Origin of the sequence: Streptomyces sp. G45 (assembly GCF_049542095.1) — a bacterium.
Lineage (GTDB): Bacteria > Actinomycetota > Actinomycetes > Streptomycetales > Streptomycetaceae > Streptomyces.
In genome coordinates, this window is sequence record NZ_JBMUZU010000001.1 from 1242396 (window position 1) to 1265798 (window position 23403).

Here is a 23403-nt window from a genome sequence, read left to right on the forward strand (position 1 = left end):
CCGCGCGCGGCGTGCACATCCGAGGGGATGGGTGGGGGAGCTGTCACGTCGGTCAGCTGGTCATGCGATGCTCACCAGCCACTCCTCGATGGCCCGTGCCGTGGTCGGGGCGTGCTCCATGCCGAGCGTGAAGTGGTGGCCCGGCACGGTGCGCAGGGTGTGCGCGGGGTCCCAGGGCCGGGCGAGCATCGTCGCCGGGTCGACGCCCTCGGGCGGTTCGACGAACGGCTCGGCCGCCTGGAGGAACAGGGTGGGCGCGGCCAGCGGCACCGGGGTGAAGCCTTCGAGTACGTCGAAGTAGTGCGGCATGGCGGACAGGCGGGCCGCGTCGTAGCGGCCGAACGTCGTCTCCATCGCCATGACCTCGCCCATGAGGCGGCCGAAGCCGACGTCCATCGCGGTGTCGTCGACGCGGAAGGTGTCGACGAGGACAAGCCCGGCGGCCGGGGTCCCGGCCGCCTCCAGGTGCCGGGCGAGGACGTGGCCGATGAGCCCGCCGGAGGAGTAGCCGAGCAGCGCGAACGGCTCGCCCTCGGCCGCGGTGAGCACGGCGTCGGCGAGGACCTGGGTGAGCGCGTCGACGGTGTCGGGCAGGGCCTCGCCGCGCTGGAAGCCGGGCAGCGGCAGCGCCGCCACGTGCCGCAGGTCGCGGAACTCGGAGCCGAGCCGGGCGTGCTGGTGCACTCCGCCGCCCGCCATGGGCGTGGCGAGGCAGATCAGCCGGGGGCGGCCGGGTCCGTCGGCGAGCCGTACCGCGCGCGGGGCGCGGTCGAGGTCGGCGGGCGAGGTGAACCGGGGCCGCAGCGCGGCGACCGCCGACATCAGCCGCAGCGCGCCGGTCGAGTCGTCGGCCCGCACGGCCTGCCGGAACAGCTCGGTGACGGTCTCGTCCCGCGCCGACCGCGCCGGGTCCTGGGCGGGGTCGGCGGGGTCGGTGGCGCCGTCCGCGGCGGGTGCCGCGGCGAGGTCCGCTTCGAGGTCGGCCGTGATGAGCCGGGCCAGGTTCGCCGGGTTCTTGCTGTCGAACACCGCCATGGTGGGCAGCGTCAGGCCGGTGGCGGCGTTCAGCGCCGTACGCAGCTCCATCGCGGACAGCGAGTCGAATCCGGACTCCAGGAAGTCCCGTTCGGCGTCGACCTCGTCGAGGCTCTCGTAGCCGAGCTGGGTGGCGGCGAGGCGCAGCACGAGGTCGCGCACGGTGTCCTCGCGCCGCTCGGCGGGCAGTGCCGCGAGGTTCCGGCGCAGCGCCCCCGGGTCGACGCTGGCGCCGCGGCTCGGCGCGCCGCCGCGGGCGGGCGGCATCAGGTCGTGCAGCAGCGGCGGCAGCTGGCCGCCCAGGGTGTTCCGCAGCGCCTTGAGGTCCAGGCCCATGGGGGCGAGCAGCGGTTCGGTGCGGGCGGTCGCGGCGTCGAACAGGGCGCGCCCGTCGTCGGCGGTCAGGGCGAGGGTGCCCTGGCGGCGCAGCCGCAGCAGGTCGGCCTCGGTCAGGTTGTCCGCCATGCCGCCGACGTCCCACAGCCCCCACGCGAGGGACTGTCCGGGCAGCCCTTCGGCGCGGCGCCGCTCGGCGAGCGCGTCGAGGAACGTGTTGGCGGCGGCATAGTTGCCCTGCCCGGGTGCGCCGGAGACACCGGCCGCCGACGAGAACAGCACGAAGGCGCCGAGGTCGTGGCCGCGGGTCAGCTCGTGCAGGTGCACCGCTCCGGCGACCTTGGGGCGCAGGACCCGGTCGAGCTGGTCCTGTGTCAGGTGGGCGATGCTGCCGTCGGCGAGCACTCCGGCGGTGTGCACGACCGCGCTGAGCGTCCGGCCGTCGAGCAGGGCCCGCAGCGCGTCCCGGTCGGTGACGTCGCAGGCGGCGATCTCGACGTGTGCGCCGAGGCCGGTCAGCTCGGCGTGGAGTGCGGTGGCGCCGGGCGCGGCCATGCCGCGGCGGCCGGTGAGGAGCAGGTCGCGGACGCCGTGCTCGGTGATCAGGTGGCGGGCGAAGAGCGCGCCGAGGCCGCCGGTGCCGCCGGTGATCAGCACGGTTCCGGGCCGTCCCCACGGGGAGGGTCCTTCCGGCACGGCGGGGGTGCGTCCCACGCGGCGCACCAGGAGCCGCCCGTCGGCGATCCGCAGTTCGGGTTCGCCGTGCGCGACGGCCCGGGCCAGGTCCCGCGGGTCGATGTCGGCGCCGTCCACGCCGAGCGTGGCGAACCGTCCGGGCACCTCGGTCTGGGCGGCGCGGATCAGCCCCCATACGGCGGCGTGCGCCAGTTCGTCGTCGCGGGTGACCACCATGAGCCTGCGGTCGGCGAACCGCTCGTCGGCGAGCCACGCCTGGAGGGCCCGCAGCGCCCGGCCGGTGACGGCACTGACGTCCGCGGCGGTGTCGCCGCTTCCGGCGGGCAGCCGCAGTACGACGGTCGCGGGCACCGGGCCGCCCAGGTCGGCCAGCTCGGCGAGGTCGCCGACCAGGGTCCAGTCGGTGTCGGCGGCGGGCGCGGCGGGTTCCTCGGCGGGCCGCCACGCGACGTGGAACAGGAAGTCGTCCAGGCCGGTGCGCGCCGCCGCGAGGTGCGCGGCGGACACCTCCCGGCTGATGAGCGACTGCACGGACGCCACCGGCCGCCCCTGGGCGTCGGCGAGGCGGATCTCCAGGCCGCCGCCGTCCGCCGGGGCGAGCCGGACGCGCGCGGCGGTGGCGCCGTGGGCGTGCAGGCGTACGCCCTTCCAGGCGAACGGCAGCGCCGCCGTGTCGTCGTCACTCGCACCGAGCATCGTGGCGTGCAGGGCGGAGTCGAGCAGCGCCGGGTGCAGGGCGAAGCCGTCGGCACCGGCGGCCTCGTCGAGCGCCAGCTCCGCGAACGTCTCCTCACCGACCCGCCAGGCCGCCCTGAGCCCCTGGAACGCCGGGCCGTACAGGTAGCCGAGGTCCCGCAGGTGCGCGTACGCGCCGTCGGTGGCGATCCGCGCCGACTCCGGCGGCGGCCACGCCGCCAGGTCGAACGGCGTGTCCGCGCCGGGCTCCCCGGGCGCCAGCAGGCCCTCGGCGTGCAGGGTCCAGGGAGTGTCGTCGGCGGCGTTCTCGGGGCGCGAGTGCAGCGCGAGGGGGCGGCGGCCGGTGTCGTCGGCCGGGGCGTCGACGGTCAGGCGCAGCCGTACGCCGCCCGCTTCGGGCAGCACCAGTGGCGCGCGCAGCGTCAGTTCGTCCAGGACGGGGCAGCCGAGCCGGTCACCGGCGCTGACGGCGAGTTCGACGAAGGCCGTGCCGGGCAGCAGCGTCGCGCCGAGCACCGCGTGGTCGGCGAGCCACGGCTGGGTATCCGTCGACAGACGGCCCGCGAACACGACCGTCTCCGCGCCGGGCACCGCGATCTCCGCGCTCAGCAGCGGGTGTTCGAGCGCGGCGAGCCCCATGGACGCGGCGTCGCCGCCGGTCCCGGTCACCGGCCCCGACAGCCAGAACCGCTTGCGCTGGAAGGGGTACGTCGGCAGGTCGACCCGGCGGGCCCCGCGCCCGGCGAAGACGGCCGCCCAGTCCGGCGAGACCCCGGCGACGTGCAGCCGCGCCACCGCCGTGAACAGCGTGACGCCCTCCGCCCGCTCCCGGCGCAGCGCGGCGGCGGCGGTGACGTCACCGACGGTCTGCCGGGCCATGGCGGCGAGGACACCGTCGGGCCCGATCTCCAGGAAACGCGTCACCCCGTCGTCGTACAGACGCTGAACGTCATCGGCGAACCGCACGGCGTCGCGCACATGCCGCACCCAGTACTCCGCGTTCGCCACGTCCTTGACGAACCGGATCGACGGCTGGTGGTAGGTGACGGACTCGGCGACCTTCCGGAAGTCGTCCAGCATCGGGTCCATCAGCGGCGAGTGGAAGGCGTGCGACACCTTCAGACGCGTCTTCTTACGGTCCCCGAAGTGCTCAACGATCGCCTCAACAGCGTCCTCCGCACCCGAAACCACCACCGACGTGGGCGTGTTGACGGCGGCGATACTGACGTCTGCGCTCAGCAGCGGGGTGACCTCGTCCTCGGTCGCTTGGATCGCCACCATCGCCCCGCCTTCCGGCAGGGCCTGCATCAGCTTCCCCGCGCCGCGATCAACCGCGACGCATCCGCCAAGCTGAGCACCCCCGCCACATGCGCGGCAGCCAACTCACCAATCGAGTGCCCGGCGACGAAGTCCGGTGTCACACCCCAGCTCTCCACCAGCCGGAACAACGCCACCTCAAGCGCGAAGATCGCGGGCTGCGTGAACTCCGTCCGGTTCAGGGCGTCCTCATCACCCCACATGACCTCACGCACATCCAGCTCAGCACACACCTCGTCAAAAGCCGCCGCGAACACGGGGAACTGCTCGTACAACTCACGGCCCATGCCCAGGCGCTGACTGCCCTGACCCGTGAAGAGGAAGGCGAGCTTGCCCTCGCGGCGTTCGCCGGTCACGAGTGCCGGGGAGTCGCCGCCCTCGGCCAGGGCGGCGAGGCCCGCGTCGAGGGTCGTGCGGTCGTCGCCGACGATCACCGCGCGGTGCTCCAGGAGGGCGCGTCCGGTCGCCAGGGACAGGGCCACGTCCACGGCGCTGGTGTCCGGGGTGTCCGCGAGGTGGGAGCGGAGCCGTGCGGCCTGGGCGCGGAGCGCCTCCGGGGTCCTGGCGGACAGGGGCCACAGCACGGGGGCGCCGGTGGGTGCGGCCGGTGGCGTGGGCTCGTCGTCCTTGGCGGTGGCCTCGGCGGGTGGGGCCTCTTCGAGGATGACGTGGGCGTTGGTGCCGCTGATGCCGAACGACGACACGGCGGCGCGGCGCGGGCCGCCGTCGCTCGGCCACTGGCGGGGCTCGGTGAGGAGGCGGACCTCGCCCGCCTCCCAGTCCACCTGCGGGGTGGGCTCGTCGACGTGGAGCGTGCGGGGCATCTCGCCGTGGCGCATGGCCTGGACGAGTTTGATGATGCCCGCGACCCCGGCGGCGGCCTGGGTGTGCCCGATGTTGGACTTGATGGAGCCGAGCCACAGCGGCCGGTCGGCGGGGCGCTCCTGGCCGTACGTGGCGAGGAGGGCCTGCGCTTCGATGGGGTCGCCGAGGGTGGTGCCGGTGCCGTGGCCCTCGACGAGGTCGATCTGGTCGGCGGACAGGCGGGCGTTGGCGAGGGCCTGGCGGATGACACGCTGCTGGGCGGGCCCGTTCGGCGCGGTGAGGCCGTTGCTGGCGCCGTCCTGGTTGACGGCCATGCCCCGCACGACCGCGAGCACCGGGTGGCCGTTGCGGCGGGCGTCCGACAGGCGCTCCACGAGCAGCATGCCGACGCCCTCGCCCCAGCCGGTGCCGTCCGCGGCGGCGGCGTACGACTTGCAGCGGCCGTCTGCCGCGAGGCCGCGCTGGCGGCTGAACTCTATGAGCGTCTCGGGCGTGGCCATCACGGTCACACCACCGGCGAGGGCGAGGGTGCACTCCCCCGACCGCAGGGCCTGGACGGCCTGGTGCAGGGCGACAAGCGACGACGAGCAGGCGGTGTCGACGGTGACGGCCGGGCCTTCGAGGCCGAGGGTGTACGACACCCGGCCGGAGGCGATGGCGCCGGTGGCGCTGTTGTACGTGTAGTCGTGGTACATCATCCCCGCGAAGACACCGGTGGGGGTGCCCCTGAGGGTCGTCGGGTCGATCCCGGCCCGCTCCAGGACCTCCCAGGACGCTTCCAGGAGGAGGCGCTGCTGGGGGTCCATGACCAGGGCCTCGTTGGGCGCGATCCCGAAGAAGGCGGGGTCGAACTCGGCGGCGTCGTAGAGGAATCCGCCCTCTCGCGTGTACGTCTTGCCGAGGCGTCCGGGCTCGGGGTCGTAGAGGGCGGCCTCGTCCCAGCCCCGGTCGGTGGGGAACCAGGAGACGGCGTCGACGCCGTCCGCGACAAGGCGCCACAGCTCCTCCGGAGAGGCGGCTCCCGGGTAGCGGCAGCTCATCGCGACGATCGCGATCGGCTCGTCGGCGGCGGCCTGCGGCGCGCGCCGGTCGAGGGCGGCGGTCGCGGAGCGCTGGGGCTCGGGGGCGACCTCGGTGACCAGGTGGTCGGCGAGGCCCCGGGCGTTGGGGTAGTCGAAGATGAGGGTGGGCGGCAGGCGCAGACCCGTGGCGGCGTTCAGGGTGTTGCGGAACTCCACCGCGCCGAGCGAGTCGAAGCCCAGGTCCCTGAAGGCCCGCTCGGGTTCGATCGCCTCCGGGCCCGCGTGGCCGAGCACGGCTGCCGCGTGCGTCCGTACGAGCGTGAGGAGTTCCTCGTGCCGCTCGGCGGCGGACAGCCCGGCGAGGCGCTGGCGCAGCGCGTCCGCGCCGTCGCCGCGCGCCGCCGACGCGGTGCGCCGCGTGGCGCCGCGCACCAGGCCGCGCAGCAGCGGCGGCACGTCGTCGCCGTGGAACGCCCCGGCGTCCAGGTGCATCGGGATCAGGAGGGGCGTGGCGGACGCGGCCGCCACGTCGAGCAGTTCGAGGCCCTGGCTGGGCGTGAGGCCCGCGATGCCCGCGCGGTCCAGCCGCTGCCGGTCGCCGTCGACCAGGTCGCCGCCCATGCCGTCGGCGGTGGCCCACAGGCCCCAGGCCAGGGACTGCGCGGCGAGACCCTGGGCGCGGCGGTGCGCGGCGAGCGCGTCGAGGTAGGTGTTGGCGGCCGCGTAGTTGCCCTGGCCGGGGCCGCCGATGACTCCGGCGGCCGAGGAGAACAGCACGAACGCGGTCAGGTCCATGTCGCGCGTCAGCTCGTGCAGGTGCCGGGCGGCCAGCGCCTTCGGTGTGAACACCTTCGCGAGGCGGTCGGGCGTCAGCGAGCCGATCAGCGCGTCGTCGAGGACACCGGCGGCGTGCACGACACCGGTGAGCCGCCGGTCGGCGAGCAGCGCGGCCAGCGCGTCACGGTCGGCGACGTCGCAGGCCGCCAGCTCCACCTGGGCACCCAGAGCGGTGAGTTCGTCCACCAGGTCGGCGGCGCCGGGCGCGTCCGCGCCACGACGGCTCACCAGCAGCAGCTCCCGCACGCCGTGAGCGGTGACCAGGTGGCGGGCGACCAGCCCGCCGAGCGCACCGGACGCGCCCGTCACCAGCACGCTGTCACCGAACACGGTCGACGGCTCGGACTCCGCGTCCGGGGTCGCGAACCGGGCGAGGCGCGGTGCGAAGCACTCCCCGCCGCGCACGGCGACCTGCGGCTCGCCGGTCGCCAAGGCCCGCGCCACGCCCTCGGCGGCATCCGCGTCGGCGTCGGGCAGGTCCACCAGCACGACCCGCCCCGGGTCCTCCGACTGGGCGCTGCGCGCCAGGCCCCACAGGGCGGCGCCCGCCAGGTCGGTGACGTCCTCCCCCGCGATCGACACCGCGCCGCGCGTGACCACGACCAACGGGCCGCTGTCCGCCTGGAGTTCTTCGAGGAGGGACGTCAGCGCGGGCAGCGCCTCGTCGCCCTCGGCGTGCCACACCTTCGCGTCCCGCGCGGGGGCGCCCGTCGCGGGCACCGGCGTCCAGTCGACCTGGAACAGCGCGTCGACGCGGGCCAGCGACCGCGCCGACAGCTCGCGCAGCGCCAGCGCCCCCACGGACACCACGGGCTGCCCCGCGCCGTCCATCAGGTCGAGGGACACCTGGTCGCGGCCCACGGAGGCCGCCCGCACCCGCAGGGCGGCGGCGCCGGTGGCGTGCAGTTCGACGCCCGTCCACGAGAACGGAAGCACCACGCGCTCGCCGTCGAGCAGCAGCGGAATCGTGTGCAGGGCGGCGTCCAGGAGTGCCGGGTGGATGCCGAACGTCCCGGGCTGCTCGGGGAGTTCGACCTCGGCGAACACCTCGTCGCCGCGCCGCCAGGCGGCCTTCAGGCCCTGGAACACCGGCCCGTAGGCCAGGCCCGCGCCGCCGAGCAGGTCGTAGTAGCCGTCCAGGTCGACGGCCTCGGCGCCCGTGGGCGGCCACTGCGCCGCGTCGCCTGCGGGGGCGGCGCCGGTGCTCGCCGTGAGCGTTCCGGCCGCGTGCCGCACCCAGGACTGGTACAGCTCGTGCTCGCCGCGCGCGTACACCTCCACCGGCCGCCGCCCGGTCCCGTCGTCCGTGCCGACGACGACCTGGACGAGCGTGGCCCCGCGCTCCGCCAGGACCAGCGGCGCCTCGATGGTCAGCTCCTCGACGCGCCCGCACCCGACCTCGTCACCCGCGCGCACGGCCAGGTCGACGAACCCGGCGCCGGGGAAGACGACCGCGCCCGCCACCACGTGGTCGGCGAGCCACGGCTGCGCCCCCACGGACAGCCGCCCGGACAGCACGACCTGGTCCGTCCCGGCCACCGCCACCACGTCGTCGAGCAGCGGGTGCCCCGCGCCCTGCCCGTCGCGCGCCGACTCCAGCCAGAACGACTGCCGCTCGAACGGGTAGGTCGGCAGGTCGACCCGGCGGGCGCCGCGCCCGCCGAGCACGGCCGCCCAGTCGACGCGCACGCCCGCGACGTGCAGCCGCCCCACGCCCGCGAACAGGCTCGCCGTCTCGGGGCGCTCGCGCCGCAGCGTGGGGGCGGCCACCGCGTCCTCGGCGAACTGCCGCACCATGCCGGTGAGGACGCCGTCGGGCCCGATCTCCAGGAAGCGGGTCACCCCGTCCTCGTACAGACGCTGTACATCGTCGGCGAACCGCACGGCCTCGCGCACATGCCGCACCCAGTACTCGGCGTTCGTCACGTCCTTCGCGAACCGGATCGTCGGCTGCTGGTAGGTGACGGACTCCGCGACCTTGCGGAAGTCGTCGAGCATCGGGTCCATCAGCGGCGAGTGGAAGGCGTGCGACACCTTCAACCGGGTCTTCTTACGGTCCCCGAAGTGCTCCGCGACGGCCTCAACAGCGGCCTCGGCTCCCGACACCACCACGGAGGTGGGCGTGTTGACGGCTGCGACGCTGACGTCGGCCGTCAGCAGCGGCGCGACCTCGTCCTCGGTCGCCTGGAGGGCCAGCATCGCCCCGCCTTCCGGCAGGGCCTGCATCAGCTTCCCGCGCGCGGCCACGAGCCGACCGGCGTCCGCGAGGCTGAGCACGCCCGCGACGTGCGCGGCGGCCAGCTCGCCGATCGAGTGCCCGGCGACGAAGTCCGGCTTCACGCCCCAGCTCTCGACGAGCCGGAACAGGGCGACTTCCAGGGCGAAGAGGGCGGGCTGGGTGAACTCGGTGCGGTGCAGGGCGTCTTCGTCGCCCCACATGACGTCCCTCAGGGGCAGCCCGGTCGCCTCGCAGGCCTCGTCGAGGGCCGCCGCGAAGACGGGGAAGTGCTCGTACAGCTCACGGCCCATGCCCAGGCGCTGACTGCCCTGGCCGGTGAAGAGGAACGCGGCCTTGCCCTCGGCGACGGAGCCGGTGACGGTCTCGGTGCCGACGACCACGGCCCGGTGCTCCAGGGCGGCGCGGCCGGTCGCGGCCGAGTACGCCACGTCCAGCGGGTCCAGGTCCAGGGACGCGTACTGCTCGATCTGGGCGTCCAGCGCGGTGCGCGTCCGGGCCGACACGACCAGCGGGACGACCGGCAGTTCGCGCCGCTCCTCGGGCGTCTCGTCCTCGGCGGGCGGCGCCTCCTCGATGATGACGTGGGCGTTGGTGCCGCTGATCCCGAACGACGAGACCGCCGCCCGGCGCGGGCCGCCGTCGCTGGGCCACTGGCGGGGCTCGGTGAGCAGGCGGACCTCGCCCGCCTCCCAGTCCACCTGCGGCGTCGGCTCGTCCACGTGCAGGGTGCGCGGCATCACGCCGTGGCGCATCGCCTCCACGACCTTGATGATGCCCGCGACACCGGCGGCGGCCTGCGTGTGCCCGATGTTCGACTTGATCGAGCCCAGCCACAGGGGTCGGCCGTCCGAGCGGTCCTGGCCGTAGGTGGCGAGGAGGGCCTGCGCCTCGATGGGGTCGCCGAGGGTGGTGCCGGTGCCGTGGCCCTCGACGAGGTCGATCTGGTCGGCGGACACGCGGGCGTTGGCGAGGGCCTGGCGGATCACGCGGCGCTGGGCGGGCCCGTTGGGCGCGGTGAGGCCGTTGCTGGCGCCGTCCTGGTTGACGGCGATACCCCGCACCACGGCGAGCACGGGGTGGCCGTTGCGGCGGGCGTCGGAGAGCCGTTCGACGAGCAGCATGCCGACGCCCTCGCCCCAGCCGGTGCCGTCCGCGGCGGCGGCGTACGACTTGCAGCGGCCGTCGGCGGACAGGCCGCGCTGGTGGCTCATCTCGATCAGCGCCTCGGGCGTGGCCATCACGGTCACGCCGCCCGCGAGGGCGAGGGTGCACTCGCCGGACCGCAGGGCCTGGATGGCCTGCTGGAGCGCGACCAGCGAGGAGGAGCAGGCGGTGTCGACGGTGACGGCCGGGCCTTCGAGGCCGAGGGTGTAGGCCACCCGGCCGGAGGCGATGGCGCCGGTGCTGTTGTTGTACGTGTAGTCGTGGTACATCATCCCGGCGAACACGCCGGTGGCGCTGCCCTTCAGCGTCGCCGGGTCGATCCCGGCGCGCTCCAGGACCTCCCACGACATCTGGAGGAGGAGGCGCTGCTGGGGGTCCATGACCAGCGCCTCGTTGGGCGCGATCCCGAAGAAGCCGGGGTCGAACTGGTCAGCGTCGTAGAGGAATCCGCCCTCGCGGGCGTACGTCTTGCCGAACGTTCCGGGCTCGGGGTCGTAGATGTTCGCCTCGTCCCAGCCCCGGTTGGTGGGGAACCAGGAGATGGCGTCGACGCCGTCGGCGACCAGGCGCCACAGCTCCTCCGGTGATGTCGCACCGGGGTAGCGGCAGCTCATCGCGACGATCGCGATGGGCTCGCTGGCGGCGGCCTGCAGGGCGCGGTTGCGCGCGCGGAGGCTCTCGGTCTCCTTGAGCGACGCGCGCAGCGCCGCCACGAGTTTCTGGTCGGTGTCCGGCATCGTGTCCTCAGGCGTTTCGCGCGGCGTCGTCCGGGTCGGTGTCGTGCAGGGCCATGCTGATCAACGCGTCGGCGTCCATCTCGTCGATGGAGTCCGGCTCCGCCGCGGGCGCGGCGTCGGCCTCGGCGGGGGCGACCCCGGCGAGGGAGAGCAGGGTGTCCATGACGCCCGCGTCGCGCAGTCGGGTCAGCGGGATCCTCGTCAGCAGGCGGCGGATGGTGTCCTCGTCGTCGCCGGTGGAGCCGTCTCCGTCGGCGGGGGCGACTTCGGCGGCCAGGTGGTCGGCGAGGCCCCGGGCGTTGGGGTAGTCGAAGATGAGGGTGGGCGGCAGGCGCAGGCCCGTGGCGGCGTTCAGGGTGTTGCGGAACTCCACCGCGCCGAGCGAGTCGAAGCCCAGGTCCTTGAAGGCCCGGTCCGGCTCGACGGCTTCCGGGCCGGCGTGGCCGAGGACGGCGGCGGCGTGCGCCCGTACGAGCGTGAGGAGTTCCTCAAGGCGCTCGTCGGCCGTGAGTGCGGACAGGCGCTGGCGCAGCGCGTCCGCGCCGCCGTCGGCCACGGCCGACGCCACGCGCCGGGCGGCGGGCCCGCGCACGAGGCCCCGCAGCAGCGGCGGCACCTCGCCCGTCTGGGCGGCCGTGACGTCCAGGTTCATCGGTACGAGGACCGGGGCGCCGAGCGCGCCCGCCGCGTCCAGCAGCTCCAGGCCGTGCTCGGGCGTGAGCCCTTCGATGCCCGCGCGGCTCATGCGCTCCCGGTCGCCGTCGTCCAGGGCGCCGCCCATGCCGTCGGCGGTGGCCCACAGGCCCCAGGCCAGGGACTGCGCGGCGAGGCCCTGGGCGCGGCGGTGGACGGCGAGGCCGTCCAGGACGGCGTTGGCCGCGGCGTAGTTGCCCTGGCCGGGGCCGCCGAGCACACCGGCGATGGACGAGAACAGCACGAACGCCGACAGGTCCATGTCGCGCGTCAGCTCGTGCAGGTGCAGGGCGGCGAGCGCCTTCGGGGCGAGGACCTTCTCCAGGCGCTCCGGTGTCAGGGAGGCGATCACGCCGTCGTCGAGCACTCCCGCCGCGTGGACGACACCGGTCAGGGTGCGTCCCGTGAGGAGTGCCGCCAGCGCGTCGCGGTCGGCGACGTCGCAGGCCGCCAGCTCCACCTGGGCGCCCAGGCCGGTCAGTTCGTCGGCCAGTTCGGTGGCGCCGGGCGCGTCGGGGCCCCGGCGGCTGGCGAGGAGCAGCCTCTTCACGCCGTGCGCGGTCACCAGGTGGCGGGCGACGAGCCCGCCGAGCGCGCCGGACGCGCCGGTGACCAGCACCTCGTCGCCGAACACGGTCGACGGCTCGGCCTCGGTGACCGCGGCGGGCCGCAGCCGCGGCACATGGCACCTGCCGTCGCGGACCGCGACCTGGGGTTCGCCGGTGGCCAGGGCCAGCTTGACGGCGGTCTCGTCGCCGTCGGCGCCCAGGTCGATCAGGACGACGCTGGACGGGTCCTCCGACTGGGCGCTGCGGGCCAGGCCCCACGCGGCGGCTCCGGCGAGGTCGGTGACGTCCTCCCCGGCCACGGACACCGCGCCGCGCGTCACCACGGCCAGCGTGCCGCCGCTGGTCTGGAGCGCTTCAAGCAGGGAGGTGAGCCGGGGGAGCACGTCGCCGCCCTCGGCGCGCCACACCGTCACGTCGCGGGCCGGGGTGCCGGTGGCCGCGGTCACCGTCCAGTCGACCTGGAACAGCGAGTCGACGCGGGCCAGCGACCGCGCCGACAGCTCGCGCAGCGCCAGCGTCTCCACGGACGCCACGGGCTGCCCCGCGAGGTCGAGCAGGTCGAGCGTCACCTGGTCGTGGCCGCTCGCCGCCACCCGTACGCGCACGGCGGTCGCGCCGGTGGCGTGCAGTTCGACGCCCGCCCACGAGAACGGCAGGACCACGCGCTCGCCGTCGAGGAGCAGCGGGATGGCATGCAGGGCCGCGTCGAGGAGCGCCGGGTGGATGCCGAACTGGTCGGCGCCGCCGGGCAGTTCGACCTCGGCGAACACCTCGTCGCCGCGCCGCCAGGCGGCCTTCAGGCCCTGGAACACCGGCCCGTACTCCACTCCGGCCTGGGCCAGGCCCCCGTACAGGCCCGTGACGTCGACGGGTTCCGCGTCCACCGGCGGCCACTGCCCGGCCGTCGCCGTCGCGCCGCCGGTGGCGGGGGCCAGCAGGCCCGCGGCGTGCCGGATCCAGGCCTGGTACGACTCGCCGTCGCCGCGCGCGTACACCTCGACCGGTCGGCGGCCCGACCCGTCGTCCGCGCCGACGACGATCTGCACGGCCGTCGCGGTCCGCTCGCTGAGGACCAGCGGCGCCTCGATGGTCAGCTCCTCGACGCGCCCGCACCCGACCTCGTCACCCGCGCGCACGGCGAGTTCCACGAACCCGGCGCCGGGGAAGACGATCGCGTCGGCCACCACGTGGTCGGCGAGCCACGGCTGCGCCCCCACCGAGAGCCGCCCGGTCAGGACGGTCTGGTCCGCACCGGCGACGGACACGACGTCGTCGAGCAGCGGGTGCCCCGCGCCCTGCGCGTCGCGCCCCGACTCCAGCCAGAACGACTGCCGCTCGAACGGGTAGGTCGGCAGGTCGACGCGGCGGGCACCGCGCCCGCCGAGGACGGCCGCCCAGTCGACGCGCACGCCGGTGACGAACAGCCGTCCCACCGCCGTGAACAGGCTCGCCACCTCGGGGCGCTCGCGGCGCCGCGCGGCGGCCGTCGTGACGTCCGGCACGGTCTGCCGGGCCATGGCGGTGAGGACGCCGTCGGGTCCGATCTCCAGGAAGCGGGTCGCCCCGTCCTCGTACAGGCGCTGGACGTCGTCGGCGAACCGCACGGCGTCGCGCACGTGCCGCACCCAGTACTCGGCGTTCGCGACGTCCTTCACGAACCGGATCGTCGGCTGGTGGTAGGTGACGGACTCGGCGACTTCGCGGAAGTCGTCGAGCATGGGGTCCATCAGCGGAGAGTGGAAGGCGTGGGACACCTTGAGCTGGGTGGTCCTGCGGCCCGTGAAGTGCGCGGCGACCTGGGCGACGGCGTCCTCGGTGCCGGACACGACCACGGAGGTGGGCCCGTTGACCGCGGCGAGGCCCGCCTGGTCGGTGAGCAGGGGAGTGATCTCGTCCTCGGTGGCCTCGATGGCCATCATCGCGCCGCCCTCGGGCAGCGCCTGCATCAGCTTGCCGCGCGCCACGACGAGCCGGGCGGCGTCCGCCAGGTCGAGGACGCCCGCGACGTGCGCGGCGGCCAGCTCGCCGATGGAGTGCCCGGCCAGCAGGTCCGGCCGGACGCCCCAGGATTCCACGAGGCGGAACAGGGCGACTTCGAAGGCGAAGACGGCGGGCTGGGTGAACTCGGTGCGGTTCAGGGCCTGTTCGTCGCCCCACATGACGTCCTTCAGGGGCAGCCCGGTCGCCGCGCACACCGCGTCGAGGGCCGCCGCGAACACCGGGAAGTGCTCGTACAACTCGCGCCCCATGCCGGGCTGTTGGCTGCCCTGGCCGGTGAACAGGAACGCGACCTTGCCCTCGGTGACCGAGCCGACGACGGTCTCGGAGCCGACGCGCACGGCGCGGTGCTCCAGGGCGGCCCGGCCGGTCGCGGCCGAGTACGCCACGTCCAGCGGGTCCGCGTCGAGGGCGAGGAACCGCTCGGTCTGCGCCTGGAGGGCGGTGCTGGTGCGCGCGGACACCACCAGCGGCACGACGGGCAGCTCCCGGCGCTCCACGGGTGCGTCGTCGAGCTGCGGGGCCTCTTCGAGGATGACGTGGGCGTTGGTGCCGCTGATGCCGAACGACGACACGGCGGCCCGGCGCGGACGCTCGCCGCGCGGCCACTGCCGGGCCTCGGTGAGCAGGCGGACCTCGCCCGCCTCCCAGTCCACCTGCGGCGTCGGCTCGTCCACGTGCAGGGTGCGCGGCATCAGGCCGTGGCGCATCGCCTGGACGAGTTTGATGATGCCCGCGACACCGGCGGCGGCCTGGGTGTGCCCGATGTTCGACTTGATGGAGCCCAGCCACAGCGGCTGCTCCGCGGGCCGGTCCTGGCCGTACGTGGCGAGGAGGGCCTGCGCCTCGATGGGGTCGCCGAGGGTGGTGCCCGTGCCGTGGCCCTCGACGACGTCGACCTCGTCGGCGGACAGGCGGGCGTTGGCGAGGGCCTGCCGGATGACGCGCTGCTGGGCGGGCCCGTTGGGCGCGGTGAGGCCGTTGCTGGCGCCGTCCTGGTTGACGGCCGTGCCCCGCACCACGGCGAGCACCGGGTGGCCGTTGCGGCGGGCGTCGGACAGGCGCTCCACGAGCAGTATGCCGACGCCCTCACCCCAGCTGGTGCCGTCGGCGGCGGCCGCGTACGCCTTGCAGCGGCCGTCGGCGGCGAGGCCGCGCTGCTCGCTGAACTCGACGAAGTTCTCCGGCGTCGCCATCACGGCGATGCCACCGGCGAAGGCGAGCGTGCACTCCCCCGACCGCAGCGCCTGGATCGCCTGGTGCAGTGCGACGAGGGACGACGAGCAGGCCGTGTCCAGGGTGACCGCGGGGCCTTCGAGGCCGAGGGTGTACGACACCCGGCCGGAGGCGATGGCGCCGGTGGCGCTGTTGCGGCTGTAGTCGTGGTAGGTCATGCCGGTGAAGACACCGGTGGGGGTGCCCTTCAGCGTCGTCGGGTCGATCCCGGCGCGCTCCAGGACCTCCCAGGAGGTCTCCAGGAGGAGGCGCTGCTGGGGGTCCATGACCAGGGCCTCGTTGGGCGCGATGCCGAAGAACCCGGGGTCGAACGCGGCGGCCTCATGCAGGAACCCGCCCTGGTTGACGTAGCTAGTGTCGGGCCGGGTGCCGGTGGGGTCGTAGAGCCGCTCCACGGCCCAGCCCCGGTCGACGGGGAAGCCGGACACGGCGTCGGTCTCCCCTTCGACGAGCCGCCACAGCTCCTCGGGCGAGGCCGCGCCGCCTGGGTAGCGGCACGCCATGCCGACGATCGCGATCGGGTCGTCGTCGACCGCGGCCACGACCTGCCTGCCCCGGGCCGCCCCGGCGGCCTGCTCGGCGCCCTCGGACTCGGCGGACGCGGCGGTCTCGGCGGTCTCGGCGAGGAGGTGGCGGGCGAGGTCGGCGGGCGTCGGGTAGTCGAACACGAGCGTCGCCGGGAGGGCCAGGCCGGTGGCCCGGCCCAGTCCGTTGCGCAGTTCCATCGCGCCCAGCGAGTCGACGCCCAGGTCGCGGAACGCCTTGTCAGGGCCGATGGCCTCGGGCCCGGAGTGGCCGAGCGCGGCGGCCGTCTGCGCGCGGACCAGGGTCAGCAGCAGGTCGAGGCGCTGGTCGGCGGCGAGCCCCGCGAGGCGGCGCCGGATGCCGTCCGCGTCGGTACGGGTGCGGGCGGTGCCGCGGGTGACGACGGGGACCAGGCCGCGCAGCACGTCCGGTACGGAGCCGCTGGCGCGGACCGCCGCCAGGTTCAGCTTCAGGGGGATCGGGGCGGGTTCGGCGCTGCGTGCGGCGGCGTCGAGCAGGGCGAGGCCGTCGCGGTTGGTCAGCGGCAGGATGCCGCTGCGCTCCATGCGGGTCCGGTCGGCCTCGTCGAGGGCGCCCGCCATTCCGGCGGCCTGGCTCCACGGGCCCCAGGCCAGGGACTGGGCGGCGAGGCCGTGGGCGCGGCGGTGCGCGGCGAGGCCGTCGAGGAAGGCGTTGGCGGCCGCGTAGTTGCCCTGGCCGCCCACGCCCAGGACTCCGGCGGCGGACGAGAAGAGGACGAAGGCGGTCAGGTCCATGGCGCGCGTCAGCTCGTGCAGGTGCAGCGCCGCGTCGGCCTTCGGCCGCAGCACGCGGTCCACCCGCTCGGGGGTCAGCGAACCGATCACGCCGTCGTCGAGGACACCGGCGGCGTGCACGACACCGGTCAGCCGCCGACCGGCGAGCAGCGCCGCCAGCGCGTCACGGTCGGCGACATCGCACGCCGCCAGCTCCACCCGGGCACCCAGAGCGGTGAGTTCGCCCACCAGGTCGGCGGCACCGGGCGCGTCCGCGCCACGACGGCTCACCAGCAGCAGCTCCCGCACGCCGTGAGCGGTGACCAGGTGGCGGGCGACCAGCCCGCCGAGCGCACCGGACGCACCCGTCACCAGCACGCTGTCACCGAACACGGTCGACGGCTCGGACTCCGCGTCCGTGTCCGTGCCTGTGACCGTGAACCGGGCAAGGCGGGGAACGTGGGCGGTGCCGTCCCGCAGGGCGACCTGCGGCTCACCGGTCGCCAAGGCCCGCGCCACGCCCTCGGCACCATCCGCGTCGGCGTCGGGCAGGTCCACCAGCACGACCCGCCCCGGGTCCTCCGACTGGGCGCTGCGCACCAGACCCCACACGGCGGCGCCCGCCAGGTCGGTGACGTCCTCCCCCGCCACCGACACCGCGCCGCGCGTCACCACGGCGAGGCGCGCGGCCGTCGACTGCAGCGCGGCCAGCACCTGGTGCACGGCGGCCCGCGCGTCGGCGGCGTCGACGCGGAGCACCTCCACGTCAGTCGGCACCTCGGGGGCCGTGTCGGGCGCCGCCACCGCGGTCCACGCGATGCGGTAGAGCGAGTTGGTGTGGGTGGTGGCCTGCGCCGAGAGCGGGCGCAGCGCCAGGCCCTCGACGGTGGCGACGGGTTCGCCCGTCGCGTCGGCCAGCGTCAGGGCGACGCCACTGTCCTGGGCGCGGGTGACCCGCACCCGCAGCGCACCGGCGCCGGACGCGTGCAGTTCCACGCCCCGCCAGGTGGAGGGCAGCGCGGTCACCTCGTCGCCGGATGCCTGGGACAGCGCGAAGGCCCGCACCGCCGCGTCGAAGGCGGCCGGGTGCAGCCCGAAGGCCCCCGACTCCACGTTCTCGGGGAGGCTGACCTCGGCGTACACGTCGTCGCCGCGCCGCCAGGCGGCCCGCAGCCCCCGGAACGCCGGACCGCAGGTCAGGCCCGCGGCACCGAGGCGGTCGTAGAAGTCGTCGAGGCCGACCGGCTCGGCACCGACCGGCGGCCACTGGGTCAGCTCGGCCTCGCCCGTCACGCCGGTCGCGCCGGTCGCGGTGAGCAGGCCCGCCGCGTGCCGCGTCCACGGCGCGTCCAGCGCCTGCTCGTCGCGGGCGTACACCGCCACGGGGCGGCCGCCGGACGCGTCCTCGGCCTCGACCACGACCTGTACGGCGATGCCGCCGCGCTCGGGCAGGGCCAGCGGCGCCTCGACGGTCAGCTCCTCGACGCGTCCGCGTCCGACCTCGTCACCCGCCCGCACCGCGAGTTCCACGAAGCCGGTGCCGGGGAAGACGACGGCCTCGCCCACCGCGTGATCGGCGAGCCAGGGCTGCGCGGCGACCGACAGGCGCCCGGTGAGCACCAGCTTGTCGGAGTCGGCCACCATGACCGTGGCACCGAGCAGCGGGTGCCGGGCCGCGCCGAGCCCCATGGACGCCGGGGTCGGCGTGGGCGGTCTCGTCGGTCAGCCAGTACCGCTTGCGCTGGAACGGGTAGGTGGGCAGCTCCACGATCCGGGCGCCGCGCCCGCCGAGCACCGCCGTCCAGTCGACGGGGACCCCGGCCGCGTACAGCTTCCCCACGGCCGCCAGCAGCGTCGCCGTCTCGGGCCGCTCCCGCCGCAGCCCGGCCGCGGCGACGCCTCCGTCGACCATGCCGCTGAGGACGCCGTCGGGCCCGATCTCCAGGAAACGCGTCACCCCGTCGTCGTACAGACGCTGTACGTCATCAGCGAACCGCACGGCCTCGCGCACATGCCGCACCCAGTACTCCGCGTTCGCCACGTCCTTGACGAACCGGATCGACGGCTGGTGGTAGGTGACGGACTCGGCGACCTTCCGGAAGTCCTCCAGCATCGGGTCCATCAACGGCGAATGGAAGGCGTGCGACACCTTCAACCGGGTCTTCTACGATCCCCGAAGTGCTCAACGATCGCCTCAACAGCGTCCTCCGCACCCGAAACCACCACCGAGGTAGGCGTGTTGACGGCGGCAATGCTCACCTGGTCCGTGAGCAGCGGCACGACCTCATCCTCAGTCGCCTGAAGGGCCACCATCGCCCCGCCCTCCGGCAGGGCCTGCATCAACTTCCCCCGCGCCGCGATCAACCGCGACGCATCCGACAAGCTGAGCACCCCCGCGACATGCGCGGCAGCCAACTCACCGATCGAGTGCCCGGCGACGAAGTCCGGCGTCACACCCCAGCTCTCCACCAGCCGGAACAGGGCGACTTCGAGAGCGAAGATCGCGGGCTGCGTGAACTCCGTCCGGTTCAGGGCGTCCTCATCACCCCACATGACCTCACGCACATCCAGCTCAGCACACACCTCATCAAAAGCCGCCGCGAACACCGGGAAGTGCTCGTACAACTCACGGCCCATGCCCAGGCGCTGACTGCCCTGGCCGGTGAACAGGAACGCGACCTTGCCGTCTCCGACGACGTCGGTGACGGTTTCGGAGCCGACGAGGACCGCGCGGTGTTCGAAGGCCGTCCGGCCGGTCGCCGCCGTGAACGCCACGTCGAGGGCGTCCTCCTTGACGGCGGCGAACTGTTCGATCTGGGCGTGCAGGGCCTCGGGGGTCCGGGCCGACACGACGATCGGCGCGGCGGGGAGGTCGCGGCGCTCCTCGGGCTCGGCGCCGTCCTCGACGGGCGGGGCGGCTTCGAGGATGACGTGGGCGTTGGTGCCACTGGCGCCGAACGACGAGACGGCCGCGCGGCGGGGCCCCTCGCCCTCGGGCCAGGGGCGGGACTCGGTGAGGAGGCGGACGTTGCCCGCCGTCCAGTCGACCTGCGGGGTGGGCTCGTCCACGTGGAGCGTGCGGGGCAGCGTGCCGTGGCGCATGGCCTGCACCATCTCGATGACGCCCGCGACCCCGGCGGCGGCCTGGGTGTGCCCGATGTTGGACTTGATGGAGCCGAGCCACAGCGGCCGGTCCGCCGGGCGCTCCTGGCCGTACGTGGCGAGCAGCGCCTGCGCTTCGATGGGGTCGCCGAGGGTGGTGCCCGTGCCGTGGGCCTCGACCGCGTCGACGTCGGCGGCCGAGAGGGCGGCGTTGGTCAGCGCCTGCTGGATCACGCGGCGCTGGGAGGGGCCGTTGGGGGCGGTGAGGCCGTTGCTGGCGCCGTCCTGGTTGACGGCGGTGCCGCGGATGACGGCGAGGACCCGGTGGCCGTTGCGGCGGGCGTCGGACAGGCGCTCCAGGACGAGGACGCCCACGCCCTCGCCCCAGCCGGTGCCGTCGGCCGCGGCGGCGAACGCCTTGCAGCGACCGTCCACCGACAGGCCGCGCTGGCGGCTGAACTCCACGAAGGTGACCGGCGTCGACATGACCGTCACGCCGCCCGCGAGCGCCAGCGAGCAGTCCCGGCCGCGCAGCGCCTTGACCGCCAGGTCGAGGGCGACGAGGGACGACGAGCAGGCGGTGTCCACGGTCACCGCGGGCCCTTCGAGTCCCATGGTGTAGGCGACGCGGCCGGAGACCAGTGCTCCGGTGACGCTGCTGCTCGGGTAGTCGTGGTAGACGAGCCCGGCGTACATGCCGGTGGCGCTGCCCTTGAGCGTCGTGGGGTCGATCCCGGCGTGCTCCACGGCCTCCCAGGAGGTCTCCAGGAGGACGCGCTGCTGCGGGTCCATGGCGAGCGCCTCAAGGGGGCTGATGCCGAAGAACTCCGGGTCGAAGTCGCCCGCGCCTTCCAGGAAGCTGCCCCGCTTGACGTAGCTGGTGTGCTCGCCGGTGCCGTCCGGGTCGTACAGCCGGTCCAGGTCCCAGCCCCGGTCGGCGGGGAAGTCCCCCACGGTGTCCCGGCCGTCGGCGACCAGGTCCCACAGGCCCTCCGGTGAGGTGGCGCCGCCGGGGAAGCGGCAGGCCATGCCCACGATCGCGATCGGTTCCCGGTCCCGGGCCTCCGCCTCGCGCAGCCGACGCCGGGTCTGCTGCAGCTCGCCCGTGGCGAGCCGCAGGTACTCGCGGAGCCGGTCGTCGTTGGAGTCCTTCGACATCGTCATCTACCTATCCGTGGAAGGTCACAGCGGAGGCGGGGGTCCGTGGGGTCGGGGTCCGGGCCGGGGTCCGGGGCGGCGGGTTCCGCACGGGGCGGGATTCCTCGGGGGCGCGGGAGGGGTGAGGTTCCGTCAGGACATCAGGACAGGCCCAGCTCCTTGTTCAGCACCTCGAACAGCTCGTCGTCGGAGTCGGGTACGAGGTCGTCGGCGGGTTCCTCGGTGGTGGTGCCGCGGGCGTCGAGGGCCCGCCGCGACACGGCTTCGAGGCGGGCCGTGACCTTGGCGTGGGCGGCGTCGTCGGCCGCCACCAGCGCGGTGAGTGCGGCCTCGATGCGGCCGAGTTCGGCGAGCAGCGGCGCGGCCCGGTCGGTGTCCTCCGGTCGCAGCCCGTCGTACAGGAGCGCGGCGATGGCGCGGCACGTCGGGTGGTCGAAGGCCAGCGTCGGGGGCAGCGAGAGCCCGGTGTCGGCGTTGAGGGCGTTGCGCAGTTCGACGGCGCCCAGCGAGGTGAGGCCGAGTTCGTTGAGGGCGCGCTCCGGCGGGACCGCGTCGGTGCCGCCGTGCCCGAGGACGCGGGCGACGTGTCCGCGCACCAACTCGAGGAGGAACGGCTCCCGTTCGGCTTCCGGAAGCGTGGCGAGCCGCTCCCACGCGGCCCGGCCGGAGGCGGCGCGGCGGGCCCGGCCGCGGACCAGGCCGCCGAACACGGCGGGCAGCGTGCCCGCCTCGGCCTGGGCGCGCATCGCCCCGGCGTCGAACCGCACCGGGAGGCTCATCGCGGGCCGCCCGGGCAGCGCCGCCGCGTCGAGGAGCGCCAGGCCCTCCTCCGGGGTCAGCGGCGGCATGCCGGTGCGGCGCAGCCGCTCAAGCTCGGCGTCGTCAAGCCGGTCGGCCATGCCGCCGACCTGCACCCACGGGCCCCAGCCCAGCGTGAGGGCGGGCAGGCCCTGGGCGGTGCGGTGCCGGGCGAAGGCGTCCAACCAGGCGTTCGCGGCGGCGTAGTTGGCCTGTCCGGCGCCGCCGAGGGTGCCCGCGACGGACGAGTAGATCACGAACGCCGTCAGCTCGTGGTCGCGGGTCAGCTCGTGCAGGTGCCAGGCGGCGTCCACCTTCGGCTTCATGACCGCGTCGAGCCGCTCGGGCGTCAGCGCGCCGATGAGCCCGTCGTCGAGGACACCGGCGGCGTGCACGACGCCGGTCAACGGCCGGTCGGCGAGCAGTGCCGCGAGCGCGTCGCGGTCGGTGACGTCGCAGGCGATGACCTCCACCTCGGTGCCCGAGCCGGTCAGCTCGGCGACGAGGTCGGCGGCGCCCGGCGTGTCCATGCCGCGGCGGCTGGTGAGGAGCAGCCGCTTCGCGCCGTGCGCGGCGGCCAGGTGGCGGGCGGTGAGGGCGCCGAGGCCGTTCAGGCCGCCGGTGATGAGGACGGTGCCGTGGGCGCCCAGGTCGGGGTGCCGCCGCTGTCCGCGGCGGTGGCGCGGGCCAGCCTCGGCACGCGTATCACCCCGTCGCGTACGGCGAGTTCGGGCTCGCCCAGGCGCAGCGCCTCCTCGGGCAGCGCGGCGTCGGCGACGTCCGCGTCCGCGTCGAGGTCCACCAGGACGAACCGACCCGGGTGCTCCGACTCCGCGGCCCGCACCAGGCCCCACACGGCGGCGTGCCCGAGGTCACGGCCGTCGACGGCGCCGCGCGTGACGACCACGAGCTTGGCGGACGCCTGCCGTTCGTCGGTCACCCACTGCTGGAGGACGGGCAGCAGCCGTGCCGTGAGCGCGCGGAAGCCGTCCGGCGCGGCCTCGTCCAGGGGCGGGCACACGTGGACCACGTGCGGCACGGCCTCGGCGTGGGCGGGCCCTGACGGCTCGACCCACTCGACGTGGTAGAGCGCGTCACGGCCGCCGGAGCGGGCGCGCGTCTCCTCCAGGGTGACGGCCCGGGTGTCGACGGCCTCCGCCGCCAGCACCGGCCGCCCCTCGTCGTCGAGGCGCACGGACGCTCCGCGCCAGTGGTGCGTGAGCCGCTGCTCGCCGTCGGGGCGCGGTCCGGCGGCGCGCGCGGCCGCGTCGAGGAACAGGGCGTACGTCTCGTCGTCGCGGGCCCAGGTCACGCCGTCGAAGGCGCCTTCCGCGGCCAGCGTGCCCGTGGCGTGCTTGACCCAGTCCCCCTCGTCTCCGTCCTGGCCGTCGCGGCGCGCGTAGGCGCTGACGGCCCCGTCCGCGTCGACCAGCACGCGCAGCGTCACGGCGTCCTCGGCGTCCGCCACGACCAGCGGCGCGTGGACGTCGAACTCCTCGACCCCGCCCCGTCCAGTCAACTCGGCGGCGAACAGGGCCAGTTCCAGAAGCGCCTCCCCCGGCACCACCACGGCACCGAGCGCGTCGCCCTCGGCCCAGGGCCCGGCGTCACCGCTGAGCCGCCCGGTGAACACGGCCCCGCCGCCGTCCGGCAGGTCGACCATCG

4 protein-coding genes and 1 pseudogene are annotated in these 23403 nt (G+C 75.1%); all 5 read right to left on the reverse strand.

Features of this window, described 5'->3' with window-relative positions; all coding sequences use genetic code 11:
• Nucleotides 1-60: 60 nt before the first annotated feature.
• Nucleotides 61-10880, reverse strand: a pseudogene (locus ACOBQU_RS05025) (SDR family NAD(P)-dependent oxidoreductase).
• Between the two features lie 31 nt (nt 10881-10911).
• Complete coding sequence (locus ACOBQU_RS05030; protein WP_423624693.1) at nt 10912-18369, reverse strand: SDR family NAD(P)-dependent oxidoreductase; 7458 nt, start codon at nt 18367-18369, stop codon at nt 10912-10914.
• 462 nt (nt 18370-18831) lie between these two features.
• Entirely contained in the window at nt 18832-20946 is a 2115-nt protein-coding gene (locus tag ACOBQU_RS05035; RefSeq protein WP_423624694.1) for a type I polyketide synthase, read from the reverse strand.
• 134 nt (nt 20947-21080) lie between these two features.
• Complete coding sequence (locus ACOBQU_RS05040; protein ID WP_423634256.1) at nt 21081-22388, reverse strand: type I polyketide synthase; 1308 nt, start codon at nt 22386-22388, stop codon at nt 21081-21083.
• The gene (locus ACOBQU_RS05045; protein ID WP_423624695.1) at nt 22349-23401 is read right to left on the reverse strand and encodes a SpnB-like Rossmann fold domain-containing protein; all 1053 of its coding nucleotides are present in this window, start codon (nt 23399-23401) and stop codon (nt 22349-22351) included. The genes ACOBQU_RS05040 and ACOBQU_RS05045 overlap by 40 nt, the downstream gene beginning before the upstream one ends.
• Nucleotides 23402-23403 lie beyond the last annotated feature (2 nt).

Coding starts and splice junctions, on each gene's coding strand:
- ACOBQU_RS05030 (WP_423624693.1), bottom strand. CDS start 18,369: ATGGGGCTCGGCGCGGCCCGGCACCCGCTGCTCGGTGCCACGGTCATG.
- ACOBQU_RS05035 (WP_423624694.1), bottom strand. CDS start 20,946: ATGACGATGTCGAAGGACTCCAACGACGACCGGCTCCGCGAGTACCTG.
- ACOBQU_RS05045 (WP_423624695.1), bottom strand. CDS start 23,401: ATGGTCGACCTGCCGGACGGCGGCGGGGCCGTGTTCACCGGGCGGCTC.